Source organism: uncultured Chloroflexus sp. (genome assembly GCF_937129525.1).
GTDB lineage: Bacteria > Chloroflexota > Chloroflexia > Chloroflexales > Chloroflexaceae > Chloroflexus.
On sequence record NZ_CAKZNK010000138.1, the window covers coordinates 1 to 18,969 of the forward strand.

General features: G+C 56.7%; 17 protein-coding genes and 1 pseudogene. 6 read left to right on the forward strand and 12 right to left on the reverse strand.

Going from position 1 to position 18,969, the window contains the following annotated elements; all coding sequences use genetic code 11:
- A pseudogene (locus Q0650_RS16640) lies at positions 1-1,988 on the reverse strand (benzoate transporter); the annotation flags it as partial.
- 335 nt (positions 1,989-2,323) lie between these two features.
- Between Q0650_RS16640 and rarD the strand changes: the two are divergent.
- Positions 2,324-3,232 (forward strand): EamA family transporter RarD, encoded by a 909-nt coding sequence (gene rarD, locus Q0650_RS16645; protein WP_298820995.1) that lies wholly within the window; start codon positions 2,324-2,326, stop codon positions 3,230-3,232.
- On the opposite strand, the gene cofC is transcribed toward rarD, so the two are convergent.
- The 4 genes from cofC to Q0650_RS16665 all read right to left on the reverse strand — a co-directional run bounded on the left by cofC (position 3,199) and on the right by Q0650_RS16665 (position 6,901).
- On the reverse strand, positions 3,199-3,819 hold the full coding sequence (gene cofC, locus Q0650_RS16650; RefSeq protein WP_298820997.1) for a 2-phospho-L-lactate guanylyltransferase: 621 nt from the start codon (positions 3,817-3,819) through the stop codon (positions 3,199-3,201). The genes rarD and cofC overlap by 34 nt on opposite strands.
- Before the next feature lie 299 nt (positions 3,820-4,118).
- The gene (gene cofD / locus Q0650_RS16655) at positions 4,119-5,060 is read right to left on the reverse strand and encodes a 2-phospho-L-lactate transferase (protein WP_298820999.1); all 942 of its coding nucleotides are present in this window, start codon (positions 5,058-5,060) and stop codon (positions 4,119-4,121) included.
- A gap of 157 nt (positions 5,061-5,217) precedes the next feature.
- Positions 5,218-6,057 (reverse strand): tetratricopeptide repeat protein, encoded by an 840-nt coding sequence (locus Q0650_RS16660; protein WP_298821001.1) that lies wholly within the window; start codon positions 6,055-6,057, stop codon positions 5,218-5,220.
- A gap of 100 nt (positions 6,058-6,157) precedes the next feature.
- Entirely contained in the window at positions 6,158-6,901 is a 744-nt protein-coding gene (locus Q0650_RS16665; protein ID WP_298821002.1) for an SURF1 family protein, read from the reverse strand.
- A 319-nt stretch (positions 6,902-7,220) separates the two neighbouring features.
- Here Q0650_RS16665 and Q0650_RS16670 point away from each other — a divergent pair, with 319 nt between their 5' ends.
- The 5 genes from Q0650_RS16670 (at position 7,221) to Q0650_RS16690 (ending at position 12,772) form a co-directional block, all read left to right on the forward strand.
- Positions 7,221-9,275 carry a serine carboxypeptidase gene (locus Q0650_RS16670; RefSeq protein ID WP_298821004.1) on the forward strand — a complete coding sequence of 685 codons (2,055 nt, stop codon included), beginning with the start codon at positions 7,221-7,223 and terminating at the stop codon, positions 9,273-9,275.
- The gene (locus tag Q0650_RS16675; RefSeq protein ID WP_298821006.1) at positions 9,272-10,093 is read left to right on the forward strand and encodes an alpha/beta hydrolase; all 822 of its coding nucleotides are present in this window, start codon (positions 9,272-9,274) and stop codon (positions 10,091-10,093) included. The genes Q0650_RS16670 and Q0650_RS16675 overlap by 4 nt, the downstream gene beginning before the upstream one ends.
- A 36-nt stretch (positions 10,094-10,129) precedes the next feature.
- Complete coding sequence (locus Q0650_RS16680; RefSeq protein WP_298821007.1) at positions 10,130-11,122, forward strand: ATP-binding cassette domain-containing protein; 993 nt, start codon at positions 10,130-10,132, stop codon at positions 11,120-11,122.
- Positions 11,123-11,220: 98 nt separating this feature from the next.
- Positions 11,221-11,979, forward strand: coding sequence for an ABC-2 family transporter protein (locus Q0650_RS16685; RefSeq protein ID WP_298821009.1), 759 nt, complete (start codon positions 11,221-11,223; stop codon positions 11,977-11,979).
- Positions 11,980-11,986: 7 nt separating this feature from the next.
- A complete protein-coding gene (locus tag Q0650_RS16690) occupies positions 11,987-12,772 on the forward strand; it encodes an ABC transporter permease (RefSeq protein ID WP_298821011.1) in 786 nt (261 codons plus the stop codon).
- A 156-nt stretch (positions 12,773-12,928) separates the two neighbouring features.
- Here Q0650_RS16690 and Q0650_RS16695 read toward each other — a convergent pair whose 3' ends face one another.
- The 7 genes from Q0650_RS16695 to Q0650_RS16725 form a co-directional block, all read right to left on the reverse strand.
- Entirely contained in the window at positions 12,929-13,408 is a 480-nt protein-coding gene (locus Q0650_RS16695; RefSeq protein WP_298821013.1) for a PaaI family thioesterase, read from the reverse strand.
- 55 nt (positions 13,409-13,463) lie between these two features.
- Entirely contained in the window at positions 13,464-14,063 is a 600-nt protein-coding gene (locus Q0650_RS16700) for a cyclopropane-fatty-acyl-phospholipid synthase family protein (RefSeq protein WP_298821015.1), read from the reverse strand.
- Positions 14,064-14,332: 269 nt separating this feature from the next.
- On the reverse strand, positions 14,333-14,812 hold the full coding sequence (gene smpB, locus Q0650_RS16705; protein WP_298821017.1) for an SsrA-binding protein SmpB: 480 nt from the start codon (positions 14,810-14,812) through the stop codon (positions 14,333-14,335).
- A gap of 2 nt (positions 14,813-14,814) precedes the next feature.
- Positions 14,815-16,269 (reverse strand): O-antigen ligase, encoded by a 1,455-nt coding sequence (locus Q0650_RS16710; RefSeq protein WP_298821019.1) that lies wholly within the window; start codon positions 16,267-16,269, stop codon positions 14,815-14,817.
- The gene (gene glpX / locus Q0650_RS16715; RefSeq protein ID WP_298821021.1) at positions 16,259-17,236 is read right to left on the reverse strand and encodes a class II fructose-bisphosphatase; all 978 of its coding nucleotides are present in this window, start codon (positions 17,234-17,236) and stop codon (positions 16,259-16,261) included. The genes Q0650_RS16710 and glpX overlap by 11 nt, the downstream gene beginning before the upstream one ends.
- Positions 17,237-17,356: 120 nt before the next feature.
- Positions 17,357-17,917, reverse strand: coding sequence for a VTT domain-containing protein (locus Q0650_RS16720; protein WP_298821023.1), 561 nt, complete (start codon positions 17,915-17,917; stop codon positions 17,357-17,359).
- Positions 17,918-18,005: 88 nt separating this feature from the next.
- A complete protein-coding gene (locus tag Q0650_RS16725) occupies positions 18,006-18,743 on the reverse strand; it encodes a DUF5995 family protein (RefSeq protein WP_298821024.1) in 738 nt (245 codons plus the stop codon).
- Positions 18,744-18,969 lie beyond the last annotated feature (226 nt).

Consider the following 18,969-nt stretch of genomic DNA (forward strand, 5'->3'; position numbering starts at 1 on the left):
GTGGTACCGGTGGGCACTACCGTGGTCGTGCCGGTGGGTACCGCTGTGGTTGTGGTGCTCGGCTCAGGTGTGGTGGTGCCGGTGGGCACTACCGTGGTGGTACCGGTGGGCACTACCGTGGTCGTGCCGGTGGGTACCGCTGTGGTTGTGGTGCTCGGCTCAGGTGTGGTGGTGCCGGTGGGCACTACCGTGGTGGTGCCGGTGGGCACTACCGTGGTGGTACCGGTGGGCACTACCGTGGTCGTGGTCGTTGGCTCCGGCGTGGTGGTTGGCTCAGGTGTAGTCGTTGGAAGTGGCGTAGCGGTCGAAGCAGGATCAACATTCGTCAGCGTAAAATCAACGCTAGCGCCGCCAACACTGGCTATAACGTTGTACGTCCCGGCGATGTTATTTGCCCGCACCGGCAGACTTACCAGACCGTTGGCGTCAGTCAGACCGCCATTGCCATTTGGAAATGTGGCGCTGGCGCCGCTGCTGGGCGCAGTGAATACAACGTAAACACCTTGCAGAGGATTGCCATTTTCATCACCCACCCAAACCTGAAGCGGTTGAGCAAAATCAGAACCAAGCGGGGCGCTCTGATTGTTGCCGCCATGGGTCTCAATAATGACCGGCGGCAGCGCGCGCAGTAAAACCTGCTTATTCATTCTGTAGAAGATTTGGAAGGGATAACCATCAACGTCAATAACGGCGCCATCAGGCAGATCGCGGAAGGTGCCGAAAATTCCGCCTGACCCAGTGCTTTGATGATCGATAATTACCCACTCATCGCCAGGCGTTGGTGTATAGCCGGGAACGAGCGCAAGCTGCAATTCAGCGCCATCAGGATTGCTCCCGCCGGCAAGTATAATGCTCGCAGCTTGTGAATTGTTGTTCGAGGTGTTTGCGAGTACGAGCAGGTCACCACCCGGCCCAATCTCGAAGTGCAGGCGGATATTTGGACTGGTCAGGCGGACTCCGTCACCGTTGCCGGCAATGGTGAGTGTTCCCCGATCACGGATGATCTCACCGGTGTTGAGATCGCGTCGATCGCCGATCCCGATCTCACCGCCTCCTGAAGCCGGATTGTAGACAATGGCACCCGTAGTGCCGGCGCCGTAGAGATTTAGGCGACCGCTACCTTCGTTACGTGTGAACGCGCCGATATTGTTCGCTCCGGCCAGGTTGATGGTCAAATCACCACTTCCGCCTTTGCGCAGGTTGCGACTGCTGGCCGGGTCGGTCACCTGGGCAAATGTGACATCCCCTTCGACAATAATGGACCGGTTACCGGGCAGGGTGAAAGGTGTGCTGAAGCTGAGACGGCTGTTCTGGCTGGCCAATATGAAATTGTTATTTAACACCGTGATCTGATTGGCGATCAGTCGATCCCCAGCCGTGTTCAACAACATGCCACTGATCAGCTCAAGTTTCGACTCACCAAACGCCTGATCATCGGCGATAATAACCGAACCACCGGAGATGATCGTCTTGCCACGATGCTCATTCGGTGTGAGCAGATACAATTCGCCTTCGCCGGTTTTGGTAATGTTGCCGCTTCCGCGCAGTCGGTTGTTAGGGCTGGCGATCATTAACCTGCTGTTGGTAGCAATCTCGAAGTTGACCGCTTTTTGGATATCGATCGTTGCTTCGATGATATGATTACCTTTCAGCACTCTGATGACGCCATCGCTGGCAGGAGGAAAGAAGAGGCTGCCGTTGCCGGTTAACAGGTAGGGCATCGCACTATCAAAGCGAACCTCTCCGATTTCCACCTGTCCGCTATCGAGCGTTATCATGCGCGGATAAGGAGCATCTGGAAAAATCGCCACGTCATGCCGGCTCTGGGGCACGCCGTTGCTCCAGTTCGCGGCATCGTTCCAGTTGCCACTGTTAGCGATCCATGTGCTGTTTGCTGCCAGGACTGGGGTGATAACAAGCGACCAGATGACGAGCAAGGTCACCATTGAGAATAACGCGAATGTTGCTCGCTGCATCAGGCGTAACATGGCTCTGTCTCCAACGTATGATGAAATCAGCCGTTTTAACCGAATCCTAACCGAAGAGCGAACCGAAGTATTACCGAAATCGCCGCGTTGCGCAGAAAGGTGAAAAAATTGTGAACAAATTACTCCAGCTTCGCCGCTCGTTGTCGGATTGGGAAGAGCTTCGTGGCCTTGGAAAGGCTATTTATCGCGGTGGTTGACTGCGTTGCGCCAGGAGGGAGGATGGCATTATTACAAAATATTCATTAGTTGAGATGAGTATTTTGTAATGTTTGGGTTAGGGGATGAAGTTGTTTTACTTATTGTAGTACTAATCTTTGTAAGAAACAAGGATGACAATGGCACCGAAAACCGTCGTTGAGGGAGTTCTTTCCGCTATCGCCGCTTACACACTCTGGGGGTTGCTACCGGTCTACTGGAAAGCATTGAACGGGGCAGATGCGACCGAGATCCTGGCTCATCGGATGATCTGGTCATTGTTGTTTTTGCTCGCTGTGCTGGCAGTGCGCCGGCAGTGGGATTGGTGGCAAACGCTGCGTCAGCAGCGCAGGTTGTGGGTTATCTACCTGGCCAGTGCGTTGTTGCTGGCAATGAACTGGGGCGTTTACGTCTGGTCGGTACAGATCAATCGTGTGGTTGATGCCAGCCTCGGCTATTTTATTAATCCGCTGGTCAGTATTGCGCTTGGGGTGGTCGTACTGGGTGAACGGCTGCGTCCGGCGCAGTGGCTGGCGATTACTCTCGCTTTTGTCGGTGTGGCATGGCTAACCTATATCGCCGGAACGCTGCCGTGGATCGCGCTGGCGCTGGCGTTTTCGTTCGGCCTGTATGGCCTGCTGCGCAAGCAGACCCCATTGGGTTCATTTGAGGCGTTGACTGTTGAAACACTGTGGATGCTACCGCTGGCTGTTGTCTGGTTGAGCTGGCTCACCGTTGAGCGGGGTGGCATTCATCACGATCCGATATTGTGGGGATTACTTATCAGTACCGGCGTGGTAACGGCGGCGCCGTTGCTCTTTTTTGGGTCGGCAACCCGGCGTATTCCGCTGACGACGATCGGTATTTTGCAGTATCTGGCACCCACGCTCCAGCTTTTACTGGGCGTGCTGGTTTACGGTGAACCATTTTCTACTGCGCAATTACTTGGCTTTAGCGCGATCTGGATCGCGCTTGCCGTCTACACTGCCGATAGTTTGCTGGCAGCGCGTCGTTATCAGGCGCTTACGCCGCAACAACCAGCGCGTTGATAATACTGTTGCAGCCGCTCGCCATCATCGAGATCAAAGGCCAGCGTTGGCGTATTGATCAGGCGTGTGCGTAGTCCAAGGCGGGTTGCGTTAGACAGGTGACGAGTGGCGCTGTCAGGGCCAAAGGTAAAGGGAAATGTCGTGGGCAAACGAAGGGCAAGCGCGTTGGTGCCGGTCTGGTTTTGATCAGGCGCCAGCGCGAGATCGACTTCGTTGAGGGCATCGATCAGCATAGTGATGTCGGTGGGGGTAATGAAAGGCAGATCGCCGGCAATGATCACAATGGCTTGCGCGCCGCCAGCCTGTAATCGCATTTGCGCAGCGGTAAGCGCAGCGTTGAGTTCTTCGTGCTGGTCGGGTAGATAGCCGATATTCATTGCGCGGGCCAGCATTGCGATGACCGGATCGGCGCTGACTAACCAGACATGAACCGGCACCGGTTGTCGCGCAGCAACTTGCTGCGCAGTTGCAATGACGTGGGTCGCCAGCGTCGCTACCAGACGCTGGCGAGCTGCTGGATCTAGCAGAGTGGCCAGGCGCGATTTGGCCAGCGCGAGGCGTTTAAGCGGTATCACGATACCGATCACCGGACTTGTCCTTTATCTGCTCGGAGTAGTCTTGCCATTGAAGCGAGCTGACATTGTGGTATGCCGATTATAGCTTTCGCCAGCGAGCAACCGATCGCAAGTATGGGTTATCGCCGGTTTCAATGTGGATGCCGCGCGCCACCACCCCTTGCCTTATTGCGAGTCACACTGGCGGCGCAGCGGGCCGTGCTTCGCTCTTTGATAGGGAGTGTTTGCTGCGACTGCCGCGCTCTCACCACATCATTGCGCGCCGATTATCAGCGAGGCGCAGCAATTCCCCGGGATCGTCTGTGCGCTCTTCACGTCGTTGCGATGGCCAGGCCGGTAAGTTCGAGCGTCGCTCGCGCCAACGCCATCTTTTCCGGCAAGCCGCGCATAATGGTATCGGTGATGAGCGGTTTGATGCCAAGCGCATCAATTGCCGGCGCCAGCTCTGCGTCGATGGTGTCGATCACGATGCCATCGATCAAGTCGGCATACGCTTCTGCCACTCCCAATGCTGTCGGTGTCATGCCGGCTGCTGTCATCATCGGCACTGCCGGCCCTTTAATTGCTGCGCCGCCAACAATCGGACTGATCGCGACTACCGGCGCAGCAGTTGCGGCGATGGCTGCGCGAACGCCAGGGATGGCCAGAATTGGCCCTACGCTGACTACGGGGTTGCTCGGCGCAATGATAATCGCCTCTGCGCTGGTCAATAGTGCAAGCAGATCGGGTGCCGGACGGACGGGGCCGGCAGCATGGAGTCGCACGCCACGGATCGCAGGTTGACAGCGTTCACGGACGAAGTACTCTTCGAAATGCAGCTCGCCGTGGTCGGTCAAAATGTGGGTTGGCGCCGGATCATCGCTCATCGGCACAATCTTGACTGCCACCCCCAATGACCGTCGAATCTCGTCGGCCACCATTGAGAGGGTCGCTCCTTCGCGCATGCGCGCAGTGCGATAGATGTGCAGAGCCAGGTCGCGATCGCCGAGCGTAAACCATGTGGGCGCGCCGAGCCGACCGAGCCATTGCAGGCATTCGGTGGTATCTCCGGCAATACCCCAACCTTGCGCGCGGTCAATGACGCCGGCCAGCGTACAGGTGACAATATCGAGGTCGGGCGCAATGTGTAATCCGTGCAGGATAAAGTCGTCACCGGTGTTGACGACAGCAGTAATTCGCTCGGGGGCGACGACGGCGGCCAGTCCTTCCAAAAAACGAGCGGCGCCAACGCCGCCAGAGAGAACGACTATCATAGCTGGTTTTCTGTGATAATTGAGCTTTGTTTCCTGTTTGCACTCACAATGACACACGTCTGGTTGGCGCCTTTCTCACAGGCATGGAGGTTGTGTTCCAACAAGGAAACGCAAAGACGTGAGGGAGTAGCAATCCCTCACGTCTTTACGTCACGCTTTAAAAGAGCAGATTGGCCAGACGGCGGCGGGCTGGGCCGACCAGCGGATGCTCGTCGCCGAGCAGGGCAAAGAGCGCCAGCAACGCTTTGCGCGCGCCATCATCGCGAAATGCTCGATCACGCCCGACCAGCGTCAGCAGATGTTCAATTGCCGTTGCGTAGTCACCGCGCCGGGTAGCGGCAGCAGCTTGTCGGAATAGTCCCTCGCTGCCCTCTGCAGGTTCGGTTGGCGCATTGACCAGATCAGCAATTGCCAGTCCGGCAATAGCGCGGCCACCATATTGGCTGCCTGCGGGCACCTGTTTCAGTGTGACAATCCCTTCGGGATCGCCGCGCAACGCCAGCAAGCGACCGAGATTGAACAGCGCGGTCTCGTTGTTAGGATCCTGCCCCAAAATCAGGCGATAACGGGCAATCGCTTCGTTTGGGTTGCTCGCTTCGAGCGCTTGCGCCATGGCCAGCAGATCGGCGTGGCGGTCGGGAATGATCCGCTTCAACCACGCTCGCACCTGACTTTCGGGCAGCGCGCCGGTAAATTCATCAACTATCTTACCCTGGTAGACCGCTTTCACCGCTGGAATGCCCTGAACCCGAAACATTTGGGCCAGGCGCGGGTTTTCGTCAACATTGATCTTCACCAACACCCACGCGCCACTGGCTTCGCGCGCTAGTCGTTCGAGCGTTGGGCCAAGCACGCGGCATGGGCCGCACCACGGCGCCCAGAAATCGATCACCACCGGCGTTGTCTGCGAACGCTGCAAAACTTCACGCTCAAAGGTGGCTTCAGAGACATCTATTACCGCCGTCTGTGCAGTCATCGTTTTCGTGTCAGCGACCATGCCAGTTCTCTCCTTGCATCGATATTGTTCTGTACTGTCCTGTAGTGTACCAGAAAGCTGTTGAGTCAACGTCTACAAAACGTAAGAAGTATGTCAACATTTACCCACGTTGCAATTCCTGGCGCAAGAGCAAGATGTAGCCAATCCCGACGATGGCGGCAAATGTAAACCATTGCAGCGCATAACTCAGGTGAGGGCCTTCATCGATCCGGTATGGATCGGGTGGGCGCGGCAGGCTGGCGCTGCCATCAGGGAGTTGTTCGATGAAGAGCGGTAGAAGCTTTGTCCCCACTTGCTGCTGAATTGCCGGTACGTCTACCCGGAGCCAGGCGTTAATGCGGGTTTCACCGGGCAATGGCAGATCGCGTCCGGCCAGCAGGCTATCAGGGCGAAGCTGAGGCGTGCGAGCAATTCCTTCAATGGTGACCGGACGGGTAACGGCAAACGCAGTGGTTGCCCCTTGCGCGGATGGGATCCAGCCCCGATCGATCAGTACAGCATAATCACTACCTTCCAGTTGCAGCGGCGTGAGCAGATGAACGCCATCGACACCGCTATCTGAACGTCGTCCACGGAGGACGACACTCTCTTCGTTGCGAAATGTGCCACTCACGATGACTCTTCGACCGATGACGGATGCCGGATCGGTGTTAGATGTCAACGGGATTGCCGGCTGCGCTAACGCTGCCAGACGAGCGGCATTTGCTACCCGGCGCTGTTCGAGTCGGTCAAGTTGCCAAAAGCCCAACGTGATCAAGGTTGTCAAGATCACCAGCGCAAACAGATGCTTGGCAATCCACCATCCGCGCAAGAGGCGGTGGGGTGCAGAAAGAGTTGTTGTCATAAGCCGGCAATGTACGTATCCGTATACTATGATGATCCAGGTCGCTCAGAGGTAACAGACGAGCATACCTGTAAGCCATGATACCACGCTCCCTACCGGGGCAGGGCTGACCGGTTATTACAGAAACGGGATTCGCGCGGCTCACGCAGTATGACAATCCCGGCTCGTATCAGTGGTAGCATGCCGTAGTCAATGCAGCCTTACAACATCTTTGGTCTTCGCCATGTCTGACTCTAGCAGATGCTTGCGATCTGCGTCTGTAGTCTCTGCTGCTAGCCGTATGGTATACTTGCGCCAACAGCGTGAGGAGGAAGCGACGATGAAGCAAGTTGTGAGTGTCAGCCTGGGTTCGGCGCAACGCGATTATCAGATCACCGTAACGGTGCTCGGTCAGCGCGTTGAGGTACGGCGGATTGGAACCAACGGCGATGTAGCGCGGGCAATGGCGCTGGTGCGCGAATTTGACGGCAAGGTTGACGCGATTGGTCTGGGAGGGTTAACGCCAGTCTTCCGGATTGGACGCGCTCGCTATCCGCACCAGGAAGCGATTCACATTGCAGCTCAGGCGCGACGCACGCCAGTCGTTGATGGCGGTGTCGTCAAAGCCACCCTCGAACGTTGGGCAATTGCGCAGGCCACACGCCAGATTCCCAATCTACTGCGTTACAAGCGGGTGTTGATCACCAGCGGGGTAGAGCGCTATCAATTGGCTGCAGCTATCAGTCAGTATGAGCCGGAATTGCGCTTTGCCGATCCGATCATTCATGCCGGCATTCCTTTCCTGCCTCCACCGCGTTCAATCGAGCAGCTTGAACTGTATGCGGCAACTGCGCTGCCGATCCTGGCGTTGCTGCCGTACCGGTTCCTGCATCCGGTTGCGCTCGGTCAGGAAGGGTACGATGCTCGCGCTGCCGATCTCTTCCGTTGGGCTGATGTCATTGCCGGCGATTTTGCCTTTATCCGTCGCTTTGCTCCATCTGATCTTACCCGAAAGGTCATCATTACTGACGATCCCTCACCGGCTGAGATCGAAGATTTGCGCCGTCGCGGTGTGACTACTCTGGTGACGATGACACCGCCGCTCAGCGACGAGCGACCGTTTATCGCTGCCGATGCCATTGAGGCGGTGATCACGGCTATTACCGAAAGTCCGCGCCAGCCCGGTGATGCCGAAGTCATTGACTTTATCACTGCCGCTAACTGGGGGCCGACCATCCAGGATCTCAATCCGCGCCCGAAGCCGCGGTTCGCCTTCGTGATCCATCCGCTTCGCACCGAATTGATTGCCAATCATCGACTCTTCCGCTGGACGCGCTATCTCCCGCCGCGACTGGTCGAGCTGGTGGCCGCCGAATTCCCACCGCTCTACCTGTCGCGCATTCGCGGGATTCGCTCTAAGGCCACGGGTGAAGAGGTCGAGGGGATTTTGCTTACCCTGGGAGCTACACCGCGTGAGATGATGCGCCGTCCGCCGGGTTTCACTTACCGCCGACTGATCAAAGCGGCGCGGATGGCTGAGCGGATGGGTGCGCAAATTATGGGTTTAGGAGCTTTCACGTCGGTAGTAGGCGATGCCGGTATCACCGTAGCACAGAAGGTTGATATTGGCATCACGTCAGGCAATTCGCTGACGGTGGCGGCGACACTTGAAGCGGCAAAGCAGGCTGTGTTGTTGATGAAGGGTGGTCGTCCTGAGCGTGTGCGGGCGGTGGTGATCGGCGCGACCGGCTCGATTGGCGCGGTCTGTGCTCGCCTGCTGGCTCAGGCTGTGCATGACGTAATTCTGGTTGCGCCCCGCGCCGAGCGTCTGATCGCGCTCAAGAAGCAGATCGAAGCTGAGACGCCGGGCGCGCGGGTAGTGGCTGCCACTTACGCCGATGCTTATATCGGCGATGCCGATCTGATTATCACGACGACCAGTGCGCTGACCGGTAAGGTGATTAACATCGATAAACTCAAGCCGGGAGCGGTGGTTTGCGATGTGGCGCGGCCTCCGGACGTGAAAGAAGAAGATGCTCGCCGCCGACCTGACGTGCTGGTGATTGAAAGTGGCGAGATCGTCTTACCCGGTGAGCCGGATTTCGGCTTTGACATTGATATGCCACCCGGCACTGCCTATGCCTGTCTATCAGAGACGGCATTGCTGGCGATGGAAGGCAAGTTTGAAGACTACACCCTGGGTCGCAATATCGAGATCGAGCGGGTGAAAGAAGTCTATCGGTTGTGGAAAAAGCACGGCCTCGAGCTGGCTCGTTTGCGTTCGTTCGGGGTTTATGTGACCGACGAGATGATCGCCGAGAAGCGTCGGCTGGCCGAAGAACGCCGACGGCAATTGGGTTTACCGGCAGAGAAGATGTTGGATCCGTCTGCATGAACCAATCGCTGGAATGGGTAACAGCGTTGCCCGACCAACCGCTATCGGCGCCGCCGATTTTACTGGTGCATGGCGCCTGGCATGGCGCCTGGTGCTGGCGTGAACGGGCGTTGCCCGATCTGGCAGCGCGTGGTTTGACGACACACGCGATCAGTTTGCGTGGGCATGGTTCCAGCCCGCCAGCCGGTCGCTTTACAACGATTTGCACGTATGTGCGCGATGTGGCAACTGCGGTGGCAACGTTGCCGGTGCCGCCGATCCTGGTTGGGCACAGTGCCGGCGGCTATGTAGCGCAATTGTTGATGACTGGTCGGTGTGAGTCACCGCCACCGCTGGTGGGAGTAGTGCTGTTATGTAGCTCACCAGTGTCAAGCCCCGCCTACTTCATTCGGCGCTGGCGAGAAGGGGCGCCGATGGTTGATATTCGCGCGCTCTTGCGGCGGGAACCGGCAGCGGTGCGCGCTGCCCTCTTTCGACCAGATATTCCGGCAGCCGAGCTTGAGCGTCACCGGCAACGTCTGGTCAGTGAGCCACCCCTGGTTACGATGAGCAGCATGCTGATCCGTCCACGTCCGGATCGTTGTCGCGTGCCGGTATTGGTCATTGCTGCCGGTAACGATGCTATCTTCGATCTCGCGGCGCAGCAAGCACTGGCTGCTGCTTATCACGCCGAACTCTTCCTCGTGCCGGACGCTCCGCACGATATTATGCTTGATCCGGCCTGGCCCTCAGCCGGCGCAGCGATTGCTCGTTTCGCCAACATGCAAGCACAGTCGATTACGAAACGGACGGTGCTGGTGGAAACGGAACGTCATTGATACTTCCGTCTGAAGCGATTGTGAGGTAGAACCGTCATGTCCCTGCAAACCGATCAACCGGTTGTTGTTGTCAATAACCTCTCCAAAACGTATGAAGTTCCTGAACGCGATGCCGGATTGCTCGCCGCTTTGCGCAGTCTGGTGCATCGTCGGGTGCGTTCGATACATGCCGTGGCAGGAGTTAGTTTTACCATTCAGGCCGGCGAGATAGTGGGTTTCCTGGGGCCAAATGGCGCCGGCAAAACGACGACCCTTAAAATGCTGACCGGTCTGCTCCATCCAACCGGCGGCGAAGCCCGGGTGCTGGGATACCTTCCGGCTCGACGTGAACCGGCCTTCTTGCGCCAGATCACGCTGGTTATGGGTAATCGCAATCAGTTGCAGTGGGATCTTCCCGCGCTCGATTCGTTTGAACTCATTCGGGCGATCTATCGATTGCCGATAGCCGGGTTTCGCTCAACGCGCGATGAATTGATTGAATTGCTGGAGGTCGGCGACCTGGTGAAAAAGCCGGTGCGCAATCTGTCGCTTGGCGAACGCATGAAGATGGAGATTATCGGCGCCTTGCTTCATCGGCCAAAAGTGCTCTTTCTTGATGAGCCAACCCTTGGCCTCGATGTGACCATGCAGCGTCGCATTCGCGCATTTATCGCGGAGTACAATCGACGTACCGGCGCAACGGTCATGTTAACCAGCCATTATATGGCCGACGTTGAGGCACTCTGCCGACGTGTCATCGTCATTCATCATGGTCGCGTTTTGTTTGACGGTCAGCTTAGTGGCCTGGTTGAGCAATTCGCCGCTTATCGCACCTTAGTTGTAACGTTAGCCGAACACGGCATTGACCTGGCGGCGTTTGGCGAAGTGATTGCTCGCGATGGTTTGCGGTATACCTTGCGCATCCCCAAAGCTGCTGCGCCACTCATCACTGCGCGCCTGCTGGCTGAAGCGCCGGTGGTCGATCTGGTGGTCGAAGAACCACCGATCGATGATGTGATCGAACAGGTCTTTGCGGTCGAAGCGGCGTAAGTTTACTGATTGCGTGTGATCAAACATTTGTCTATCTGGAAAGATAATCTCTTATGTGGGGGCTGCTCGATTTCTACCGTTCCGCAATGAAACAATCCATGCTGACGCAATTTCAGTATCGCGCAGCAAACTATTTCTACATGATCGGCATGATCGCCGAACCGATCATCTACCTTTCTGTCTGGAGCGTTGTAGCGACCGCGCAGGGGGGCACTGTGGCAGGGTATGATGCCGGCGCTTTCGCTGCTTACTACATTGTCTGGACACTCGTGCGCAATATGAACATTGTCTTCACGCCATACGGCTGGGAAGAACGCATTCGGTCAGGCGAGCTATCCGGTCTGCTGTTGCGGCCCCTCCATCCACTTCACTACGACATTGCTTTTTTCGCCGGCTGGAAGGTGGTGGTTATTGTCTTATGGCTGCCGATAGCGGCCATTCTGGCCTGGTTGTTTCAACCGGTGCTGGCACCCACCTGGCTGGAGGTCGCTGTCTTCGCTGTTGCGATCTGGGGCGCGTTTCTGATCCGCATGATGTTTCTCTGGCTGCTCGGCCTGATCTCATTCTGGACGACACGGGTAGCCGCGATTTACGAACTCTTTTTTTCTGTTGAACTCTTCCTGTCTGGTCGGATCGCGCCGCTCGCGCTATTTCCCGATTGGGTGCAAGCGTTGGCCGACTGGTTTCCCTTCCGCTGGACATTTGGGTTTCCGATTGAGGCCCTGATTGGTCAGTTGTCGCCAATGGCGCTCATTACCGGCCTGGCCATTCAGGCATGCTGGATTCTGGTCGGTCTAGGGCTGGTCATGATAGTCTGGCAGCGGGCGCTCCGGCGCTACACCGCTGTCGGGAATTGAGAAGACAATGGAACTGGCGCGTCTGGTTGTTGTTTTTGCCCGCGTCGGCATCTTAAACGAGTTGCAGTATCGAGTGAACTTCTTCTTTCAGATTCTTGAGTCGGCAATCGCTCTGTTGACCGCTTTGATCAGTCTGGCGCTGGTCTTTCGCCACACGACGATGCTGGCTGGCTGGCAGCCGGCTGAATTGCTCGTGGTGATGGGCATTTACGGGCTGATGAGTGGCATTGTGCAGGCAGTCATTCAGCCAAACATGGTGCGACTGGCGCGAGATGTCTTTGATGGCAGGCTTGATTACATCCTGACCAAACCGGTTGATGCCCAGCTTCTGATCAGTATTCGCGAATGGCAGGTCTGGCGTTTCACCAATGTCGGCCTGGGATTGCTGGTTGCTGGCGTGGGGATGATCTGGGGGCAGATTGGTTTTGATGTCTGGCAGGCGCTCCTCTTTGTTGGTATGCTGCTGTGCGGCATCCTGGCACTGTACTCGTTCTGGCTGATCCTGACCAGCACCAGTTTCATTATTGTTCAGATCGAAAATCTGATCAATCTGTTCGAAGGTCTCTTCGCGGCTGGACGCTGGCCGGTAAGCATCTATCCGGGATGGTTGCGCGTCCTGCTCACGTTCGTCGTCCCGGTTGCGTTTGCAGTAACCGTTCCTGCCGAAGCGTTAACTGCTCGCCTGACCGGAGCCACTCTTGTGCTGGCAGTGGGTGTCAGTGTTGGCCTGTTTGTCATTGCCCGGCTCTGCTGGCGCTGGGGGCTGAGCCGCTACAGCGGGGCCAGTGCCTGATGCGGGAAGCGTCAGTGCGGTTCCGAGTTGCTGCTTGAAGTCGTTGTTCCTGTCCAGGTGAAATGGTTGTAGAGCAGGGAAAGAGGGGTAGTGCGCTACCCCTCGAACATGTGCAGAAAAGGTAGAAAGCGAGTACCGCCTTAGCAACTCTGCCGATCAGGAACGATTCAAGAGCGCTTCGAGCATGTGATCGGGGGCCTGCACAGCCACTACTTCGCCTTGAACGGTCGTTTCGCCATCGGCTTCGATCCAGGCCTCAATGACAATTTTACGACCGGCCATCTCCTTGACCCGTCCATAAATCACCAGTTCGGGGCCGAGTGGAGTGGGGCGAAGGAAATTGACTCGCAATGACGCAGTGAGGTAACGGAGATACGGGGCAGTTCCTGGTTCGCGACCAGCCGCAGCGTATGCGGCAGCGGCAGCGGTGCCGGTGCCGTGGCAATCGATCAGCGAGGCGAGCAACCCTCCATAAACATAGCCGGGGACTGCGGTATGGTACGGTCGTGGTGTAAAGCGGGCAATCGCTTGCTTTCCATCCCAAACACTCTTGATCTGTAAGCCTTCCGGGTTCAGCCGACCACAACCGTAACAGTGACTCAGTTCGGGAGGGTAGGTGTCTTGAATGGCATTCATACCAGCTCCGTTGCAACAACAGATACGTGTATTTTGAGGGTAACACAATCTTCGATTAATCCCGGCGTAGATAGATCCAGGCTGACGGGCCGCGATTACCCATCACAATGGTCTCACCGGGCACGAATTGCTCGATGGTGAAATACCGGCGCAATGCCTCCATCAGGAATGATTGTTCGATACTGACTTTAAGTGTCTCTGCCTCAGGTTGATCGCGGTGACGCAGGTGGACAAAGAAAGCGAACAATCCTCCACTGCGGAGCAACCGATGCACTTCCGAAAGATACGCATGCAATTCAGCCTCGCCGAACCCGTGCCCGCAGCCGACATCGATTGCCAGATCGTATGGCCCGGTTAGAAACGCCAGATTGGTGGCATCGGCGACAAACAGGCGCACCCGGTCGGCAACGCCGGCGGTCTGAACCCGTTCGGAAGCAATTGCAATCGCTTCCGGCACAAAATCAACCCCATCCACCTGCCAGCCGGCGCGGGCCAGCCAGATACAAGCTCTGCCGGTGCCACAGCCGAGATCGAGCGCGCGACCCGGTGGCAATTCCTGACTCAGAGCAATGATCTCAGGCGGTGGTTCAGGGTGATCCCAGGGAATTTCGCCGCTCAGGTATCGATCCCGCATCCGGTGAAAACGATCGGACATAGTTTATTCCCAATCTAGCAGACACAATAATGTGATGAAGATAATCTGATAAGCAAGAGCCTCTTGTCAGCGCGCCCGGATGGGCCATTTTCTGGTATGGTCAGAACGAGAGAATCTCTGCTACTCATGACAAGGCGGTACTTTGACCAAACTGATCTGCAGGTTGCCTTCTTACCCGGCGGAGAGGCAGGGCAATATCTCGATGGGTTTGGAACAGCGTATCTCAATGTGTCGTGGCAGAAGGTCTGCGCCTATCCGATACTCCGGCATCATCGTTCCTGGCGTGAACGTTTGAGCGCTCGTTCAATATCGCGCGCTGCATCGCGGCGGGCAATATCTTCGCGCTTGTCATAAATCTTTTTTCCACGCGCAACGCCTAGTTCCAGTTTGGCGCGCGGCCCCTTGAAATAGATCTTCAACGGCACCAGGGTCATCCCTTTCATGCGCACCAACCCATTCAGGCGGTTAATCTCGCGCCGATGGAGCAAGAGCTTGCGGGGGCGCATCGGATCGTGATTAAAGTATTTCCCGGACTGCTCATACGGTGCGATATGCGCATCGTAGAGAAACACTTCATCGTCAATCACACGGGCAAAACTACCGCGCAGATTGACGCGACCGGCGCGCACCGATTTAATCTCGCTGCCAGAGAGCGCAATTCCGGCTTCAATAGTCTCTTCAATGTCGTAATCGTGGCGCGCCTTGCGATTGTCGGCGACCACGCGCGGGGGAGTATTTTTTGTTGCCATTGTTATTGTTCGTGCGGTGATTGGTTCATGAGCCACTCAATCGCGCTTCCCAGCCCGATAGTAGCCCAGAATAACGTCGCCATATGGCTAAATTCAATGTTGAAAAAGTAGTGGTCGGCCAGTCCGACTGCCAGCGCCGCTACGATAGCACCCTGGCACCCGAGCAACCAGCTCGTTGCTTCGTCGTCGAGCCGGGGCAGGAGACGCAGGCTATTGCTAAACCACATGCCAACGAGGCCAAGAAAGACGGCCAGCCCGACCAGCCCCATGCGTTGCCCGATTGCCAGATAGATGCTACTGACTCCTGCCGATAGGTCGAGATCGGGCGCCTGGCCAAAACCGATGCCAAAGACGGGATAGCGTTGAATGATAGCGATGGCATTGGCGTATTCATCGAGTCGCATCTGTTGAGCCTGGTCGCGGAATTGCATGCCGGAGAGCACCCGGTTGACGAATTCATCGGCGTAACCGAGGCCGAAGAGTAGAATTGCTCCCAGGATGCTGACTGCGATCATGTGGCGCCAGAGCCGGCGGTAGCGCGCGGTTGCAAGAAAAGCGGCAGCGATGATCAGCCCAAAGAGGGCGGCGCGCGAAAAGGTGAGTAAGAGAGTCAACACCTGGATGCCACCCAGCGTAGCCAGTAGCCAGCGCGGCAGAATCGGACGAGGAGCGGCCAGTTGGGTGAGGGTGAGCACTGCTACCAGTGCTAGCATCCCGCCGAAGCTATTCGGATCGACGCCCAGGCCAATAGCTCGTTCCAGCCCGTTGGGATCGTCTTCGACATAACGTAACACACGCCCACTGGTTGGGTAGCCAATCCGTCCCAGTGACACCAGCAGTTGCAGCGCGATCTGGTCAGGTAAGGCCCACAGGATGAGACCGATCATCGCCGAAAGGCCACCAACGATAATGAGTGCGCGCATAATGAGACGGGCCGTCTCGCGGTCACGCACACAATTGACGACCGTGAGGTAACAGAACACGCCCAGCACAAACTTGGCATAATTGTGCAGTGTTTGCGGATCGGGCAAGCCGCGTGCCCCCAATACCAGCGAGAAGAGGGTCAGGCCGAGAAAACCTATCAGTGGCAGCCCAAGCGAACCGAAACGCACATCATACGTATCTGACCGGGCCAGCGCGCGCAAAAACCAGACGGTATTGAGCGTAACCAGCACAAGGGTGAGAAAATTTGGCGTAATGATCGCCTTGAACGGCAATGTCCCAAACGGGATGATTGTTACCACGGCCAGCGCAGCGATCAGACCAGCCTTAACACTGACCAACAGTGCCGTAACGATAGCGAGGGCGATCAGTCCGGCAGCAGCGTAAAGCGGCCCAATGGCGGTGATTCCGCCGATCAGGCCGCCGGCAACCAGAGCGAGACCGGCAATGGCGACGGGTGATTGCGCCAGGCGTTCGCGGAGCGTGGGCGATTGAGTGGCAACATTAACGGACATAAGGCATATCAGAGATGCGCATCAGCTTATCCCAGCGGTGGGTTGCCTCGATATAGCGAACCGTGCCTGATCGTGAGCGCATAACCACGCTGTGCGTGCGAGCGCCGCCGCCAAAGTATTCGACTCCGCGCAGAAATTCACCTGAGGTAATCCCGGTAGCGGCTACGACTACGTTTTCACCGCGTACCAGATCACGTGTGGTGAGCACTTGCCGCGGATCCAAACCCAAATCGGCCAGCCGGGCGCGCTCGTCGTCGTTGCGCGGCCAGACCTTGCACTGTATCTCGCCTCCCAGACACTTCAGGGCAGCGGCGGTCAATACTGCTTCAGGCGCGCCGCCGATCCCCATCAGAATATCGGCAGGCGGATTTTCGATACTGGTCATGATACCGGCACTAACGTCACCGTGAGGAATGAGCTTGATCCGGGCGCCGATCTCGCGAATCTGGCGAATAAGATCCTTGTGGCGCGGTCGGTCGAGCACCACTACTGTTATATCTTCCACTTGTTTGTTGAGAGTGCGGGCAACGGCGCGAATGTTGTAAGCTACTGGCGCATTGATATCGATCACGCCTTTGGCTCGTTCCCCAACTGCAAGCTTATCCATATAGGGGATACCGCGCCAGTTGTAGAAGGAGTGACGTTCGGCAACTGCGACAATGGCAATAGCGCCGGGCATACCTTCTGCCAGCAGTGTAGTACCCTCGACTGGATCGACTGCCACGTCGATCTCATCGCCTTCTCCAGTGCCGATCCGTTCGCCGATATACAGCATCGGCGCTTCGTCTTTTTCGCCCTCACCGATCACGACAATCCCATTCATTGGCACGCTGTTTAGTGCCATCCGCATAGCGTCAACTGCTGCCTGATCTGCGGCATTTTTATCGCCGCGCCCCATCCATCGCCCCGAACGCAGCGCCGCTGCTTCGGTTGCTCGCACAAGATCCATTCCAAGGTTACGCTCCATCGCGCACCTCCGCTCTCTTGCTGGCGATCACATATCGGTGGCGCGCCAGCCGCGCGCCGTCAATTACCCTGAATTGTAGCATAGCTGCGCGCAAAAGGAATAAGCCTGCTTCGAGTGTTGTCACCATCCACCAAACAGAGTATACCCCAATACGACCACCAGTCCCATACGCACAATGCGGGCGAAAAACACGGTAATCGCAAACACCCACACCGGTACGCCAACCGCGCCGGCAATAATACCGGCAACATCGAAGAAAGGATTAGGCGGAGCAGAGAGCACAAACAGCACTACCGGCGCGCGCCAGGGATGTTGCATCTGGCGATGTACCCATTCGTAAAAGGCCGTGCGCTCCATTGCTTTCCGCCCGCTTCGACCTGCATAAAAGGCGACCAATTCGCCCAAAACCGAGCCGGCAGCGGCGGCAATTGCAACGCCATATGGATTGAACGCCTGTCCCAACCGGATCAACAGGGGATAATAAGGCACCGGCACAACGATTGAAGCGTTGGCGATTCCAGCCGACAGAAAGGCGCCCAGATAGCCCAGGGCGCCTAATCGTTCTACCAGGTCTGGTGGTAACAGGATAAAGACGAGGATATTGGCGACGGCAATGGAAACACCCACGATTACCGGCCATAACCATAACCGCCAGAGCGGTGGCTGCGTTTCGATTGACATACTCCCTCTTTGCAATTGATATCTGACCGGGTATAGATGTTGGTCGAAGTGTTTAACTCCATCGCTGTATCTCTATCTTGCCGCGCAATTATAGCAACCGTAAACGGTTGAGCCAGCGCAACGGATAGCCAAAAACTCTTGCGCCCAGAGCGTCACCACTGAGGAGACGCGCGCGGGCTAAGGCAAGTTGATCGACACGTTGGCGCGAATCAGCTCGCTCCTTTCCATCAGCAACAGCAATGAGCTGTATAGCGAGTTGCCAGACATCACTGCGCCAGTTGCGAATGAGGTGCGCGGTACACCATTCATCGAGTGGCCCACAGACGACATCGAGCATTCGCATAGCTCGCGCATAGGGCGCTACGACTTCATCTTGCACTCGATCAATTGTCTGCGCAATGACACGATTAACGGCATCGTAGTCAGCGCATCGCTCGCTGCGTTCTCGATCAGACAGGTTTGACCATTCTGGCCGTAGCAGATCATCCAGTACCAACACCAGATCGTAGTTGATATGGGCATTTATGCCTAGCAACAAGTGTTGCACAACTGTAACATCTGGCCGCATGGCGCCGCTGAACGTATGCTGCCAGACTGCTGGCCCGGCGCGTTCTTCCTCCCACCTGGATAAAGCAACAAAATAATAATCGGCGAAATCGCCGATCAATCGCTCAACCCAAACCGAATCATGAAACTCATTCCGCGCTACTGAAGCGAGCATGTGTTCGGTCATACGCTGGTAACATGCCAGAAAGATTGTTCGTCGGTCGCCTTCCCTCTCCCACTGACTGATGCGTGAGGCCATATGTTCGATAAGGGCTGGCACGATAGTTCCTTTCTGGCGCACAAAGGCCTTGCAGAGCAATGTCATAGATAGTGTACACGCAAATTTGTCAGCGCGCGAGCGATTGATTGTCGGTATTTACAACGAAAATAGCTCGTCATAATGCCCTAAATAGCTTCTTTCTTGATCGCCTTGACAAAATCGGCCCTGCCTGCTATACTCCCTAGCGTCAATCGCACCGCGATTGACCCGGAGGACGGCCCACCGG